This is a genomic window from Actibacterium sp. (assembly GCF_041584535.1).
GTDB lineage: Bacteria > Pseudomonadota > Alphaproteobacteria > Rhodobacterales > Rhodobacteraceae > Actibacterium_D.
The window spans coordinates 1-2,795 of the sequence record NZ_JBFHDW010000312.1 but is presented as its reverse complement, the minus strand read 5'-3'; the positions used below and the strand labels follow the sequence as shown (position 1 = coordinate 2,795).

The window sequence follows — 2,795 nt, the reverse complement described above, 5'->3', positions numbered from 1 at the left end:
GAACCCGCGCCGCTTCGGTGCGCGATTTCATCAGGCCCAGCATCCGGCGGATGTCAGGGTGGCCCATGATGGTGTCGATACCGGATTCCGGCGGCGTGCCCCCCTGTTTGCGCTCCATCGCATAGGCGGTGGCGTGCTGGGTCGCGTGTTCGGCAATGCCGATGCCCTGCAGGCCGACACCCAGACGGGCGCTGTTCATCATGGCGAACATATATTGCAGGCCCTTATTGGCCTCGCCCACCAGATAACCGATCGCACCGCCAGTGTCGCCAAAGGCCAGCGTGCAGGTCGGGCTGCCGTGGATGCCCAGCTTGTGCTCGATCGACACGCAACGAACATCGTTGCGATCGCCCAGCGAACCATCGGCATTGACCATGAATTTAGGCACGACGAACAACGAAATGCCCTTGACCCCTTCCGGCGCGTCGGGGAGGCGCGCCAGCACGAGATGGATGATGTTCTCGACCATGTCGTGTTCGCCGTAAGTGATAAAGATCTTCTGCCCGCTGACACGGTAATGATCGCCCTCGGGAACCGCTTTCGAGCGGATCGCGGCCAGATCAGAGCCCGCCTGAGGCTCGGTCAGGTTCATGGTGCCGGTCCATTCCCCGGTCACCAGTTTCGGCAGATAGGTCTCTTTAAGTTCATCCGAGGCATAGCCCTCGATCGCCTCGATCGCGCCCTGCGTCAGCATCGGGCACAGTTGAAAGGCGGTATTCGCGCCGTTGAACATCTCCTGAATACAGGCGTTCACCACGGCAGGCAGGCCCATGCCGCCATGTTCCGGGTCGGCGGTCGGGCTGTTCCAGCCCATCTCGACGATCCCCTGATAGGCCTCGGACCAGCCCTCGGGGGTGGTGACGGCGCCATCTTCGAATTTCAGGCCCTTGGTGTCGCCCACCACGTTCAGCGGCGCCAGAACCTGACCGGCGAACTTGCCGGCCTCTTCCAGAATGGCGGCGACCATGTCGGGGGTCGCATCTTCGAGACCCGGCAGCTTTGATACCTCTTCAAGACCACAGAGATCTTCAAGAACGAACAGCATGTCCTCAAGCGGAGCGGTATAGGTCATTATCTTAAATCCCTGTCTAGTCGTCAGATTTTTTCAGTCAGCTCAGGCAGCGCCACGAACAGATCCGCGACCAGACCGTAATCGGCGACCTGGAAGATCGGGGCCTCTTCGTCCTTGTTGATCGCGACGATGATCTTGCTGTCTTTCATGCCGGCAAGGTGCTGGATCGCGCCCGAGATGCCGACCGCGATATACAGGTCCGGCGCCACGACCTTGCCGGTCTGGCCGACCTGCCAGTCGTTCGGCGCATAGCCGCTGTCGACCGCCGCGCGCGACGCGCCAACGGCGGCGCCCAGCTTGTCAGCCAGTTTCTCGATCAGGGCAAAGTCCGCTTCCGAGCCGACACCGCGCCCGCCCGAGACAACGATCCCGGCGCTGGTCAGTTCCGGCCGATCGCTGGCCGCCAGTTTGTCCTCGACCCAGGACGACAGCCCCGCCGCAGCACCGACCGAAACGGTCTCGATCGCGGCCGAACCACCTGTGCCCGCCGCATCAAACGTCGAAGTCCGGAAGGTGATAACCTTCTTTTCATCTTTCGACTTTACCGTCTGAACTGCGTTGCCCGCATAGACCGGGCGCTCGAACGTATCACCGTCCACAACACCGGAGACATCCGAGATCACCATCACATCCAACAGCGCCGCAACCCGCGGCATCACGTTCTTTGCATCGGTCGTCGCCGGCGCCACGATGTGGCTGTAACCGCCGGCCAGACCGACAATCAAATCCGCCGTCGGTTCGGCCAGACGGTGGCTGAGGCTGGCATCCTCGGCCACAAGCACCTTCGCCACGCCGTCGATCCTGGCCGCATCCGCCGCCGCGCCCGCCGCCGAAGCGCCCGCGCACAGAACCGTCACATCGCCAAGCGCCCGGGCAGCCGTTACCGCCTTGGCCGTCGCATCCAGCGCCAGTGCGCCATCATTCACTTCTGCAAGAAGGAGAACAGCCATTACACAGCCCCCGCCGATTTGAGTTTCGCAACCAGCTCGTCCACCGAGCCGACAATTTCACCGGCCGACCGCGCCGAGGGCTCGACCGTGCTGATCACGGTCAGGCGCGGGCTGATGTCGACGCCGTAATCGGCAGGCGTCTTCTCATCCAGCGGCTTCTTCTTGGCCTTCATGATGTTCGGCAAGCTGGCATAGCGCGGCTCGTTCAGCCGCAGATCAGCGGTGATGATCGCCGGCAGCGTGACGCTGATCGTCTGCAACCCGCCGTCAACCTCGCGGGTCACCGTGGCGGCACCGCCGTCGATCCTGACCTCCGAGGCAAAGGTCGCCTGACCCCAGCCCAGAAGCGCCGCCAGCATCTGGCCGGTGGCGTTCATGTCATTGTCGATCGACTGCTTGCCGGCAATCACCAGACCCGGCTGCTCTTCGTCGACAACCGCCTTCAAGAGCTTGGCAACCGCCAAGGGCTCGATGTCCTGATGCACGTCATCCGCCGCAACAATCAGGATCGCCCGGTCCGCACCCATCGCCAAAGCCGTCCGCAGCGTCTCGGCCGCCTGCTTGACCCCGATCGACACCGCGACAACCTCGCTCGCGGCGCCCGATTCCTTCAGACGGATCGCTTCTTCAACCGCAATCTCGTCAAACGGGTTCATCGACATCTTCACATTCGCAAGATCAACTCCGCTACCGTCCGCCTTCACACGAACCTTAACGTTATAGTCAATCACGCGCTTCACAGGCACCAATACCTTCATAAGCGTCGTCTCCTT

3 protein-coding genes are annotated in these 2,795 nt (G+C 62.4%); all 3 read right to left on the bottom strand.

Going from position 1 to position 2,795, the window contains the following annotated elements; all coding sequences use genetic code 11:
• Window positions 1-1,072, bottom strand: a 1,072-nt coding sequence (locus tag ABYW26_RS12870; RefSeq protein WP_372605306.1) for an acyl-CoA dehydrogenase family protein, incomplete at its 3' end; no start/stop codon positions are given.
• A gap of 23 nt (window positions 1,073-1,095) precedes the next feature.
• Complete coding sequence (locus ABYW26_RS12865; protein WP_372605305.1) at window positions 1,096-2,022, bottom strand: electron transfer flavoprotein subunit alpha/FixB family protein; 927 nt, start codon at window positions 2,020-2,022, stop codon at window positions 1,096-1,098.
• Window positions 2,022-2,780: an electron transfer flavoprotein subunit beta/FixA family protein gene (locus ABYW26_RS12860; protein ID WP_372605307.1), complete on the bottom strand. Its 759-nt coding sequence runs from the start codon at window positions 2,778-2,780 to the stop codon at window positions 2,022-2,024. The genes ABYW26_RS12865 and ABYW26_RS12860 overlap by 1 nt, the downstream gene beginning before the upstream one ends.
• Window positions 2,781-2,795 lie beyond the last annotated feature (15 nt).